Here is a 1336-nt window from a genome sequence, read left to right on the forward strand (position 1 = left end):
GCAGTTCCCACTTTTGGAACTCCAAATTCTATTAACACATCACGAATAGCTTTTGCTATTTTTGGATTATCTTCAACTTGAATTTCTCTGATTTTAAAGTTGTTAAGAGTCATTTTAAAATGTTATTTTTACGCTGTGAATATACACGAAAAATATATAAAACGCTGCATTCAATTGGCTAAAAATGGTTTGGGAAAAACTTATCCAAATCCAATGGTTGGGAGCGTTATTGTTTTAAATAATGTTATTATTGGTGAAGGTTGGCATAGAAAAGCAGGAGAACCACACGCCGAGGTAAATGCGATAAATTCAGTTAAAGATAAATCTCTTTTGAAAAAGGCTACAATTTATGTAAGCTTAGAACCTTGTTCGCATTTCGGAAAAACACCTCCTTGTGCAAATTTAATTGTTGATAATAGTATTAAGAATGTTGTTGTTGGAATTATAGACTCTAATAGTAAAGTTAGTGGAGCAGGAGTGAAGTATTTAAAAGATAACGGGTGCAATGTAATTGTTGGTGTTTTGGAAGCTGAATGTAAAGAATTAAATAAGCGTTTCTTCACATTTCATACGAAGAAAAGACCTTATATAATTTTGAAATGGGCTGAAACAGCTGATGGTTTTATAGATAAATTACGTAATGAAACTTCTGAAAATTCTCCAAACTGGATTTCAAATACATATTCGCAACAACTAGTGCATAAAATGAGAGCAGAAGAGCAGGCAATTTTGGTTGGAACAGTTACAGCTTTAAATGACAATCCTAGTTTAACAACTAGAAGTTGGGAAGGCAATAATCCAATTAGAATAGTTTTTGATAGAACTTTAAGAATACCAAACAATTATAATTTGTTTGACGGAAATGTTAAAACCATAGTTTTAACTAAAAATTCTTCTAATGTAAGTTTTCAAAATAAGGTGATTTATGAGGAAATAGATTTTAATGGGAATGTACCTATACAAATTTGTGAAGTTTTATATAAACATGAAATTCAATCAGTAATTATTGAAGGAGGAAAGCAAACTTTACAAAGCTTTATTGATGAAAGTTTATGGGATGAAGCTTTTGTTTTTGTTGGAAATACTTTTTTTGGAGAAGGATTAAAATCACCTGAAATAAAAAAAACACCTATTAAAATTGAAAAAATATCAGATGATATTTTAAAAGTATATATTAATAATTTCAAAAGATTAAAATTATTTTAGAAAAAGATACATACAGAACAATAGAAGTCTCAAATGGCGATGCGCTTTTTAAAGACAAAGGCAGTAAGTTTATTGGTTATGTTTTTCCAATTACATCTGAAGATGACGTTAAAGTAAGTATTGATGAGTT

At 29.3% G+C, this 1336-nt stretch carries 1 protein-coding gene; it reads left to right on the plus strand.

Translation table 11 applies throughout. The features are described 5' to 3' along the window. Positions 1–135: 135 nt before the first annotated feature. Positions 136–1206, plus strand: a complete 1071-nt coding sequence (gene ribD, locus Q0352_RS07890; protein WP_299526232.1) for a bifunctional diaminohydroxyphosphoribosylaminopyrimidine deaminase/5-amino-6-(5-phosphoribosylamino)uracil reductase RibD — start codon at positions 136–138, stop codon at positions 1204–1206. Positions 1207–1336 lie beyond the last annotated feature (130 nt).

The organism is uncultured Lutibacter sp., assembly GCF_937891065.1.
Taxonomy (GTDB): domain Bacteria; phylum Bacteroidota; class Bacteroidia; order Flavobacteriales; family Flavobacteriaceae; genus Lutibacter.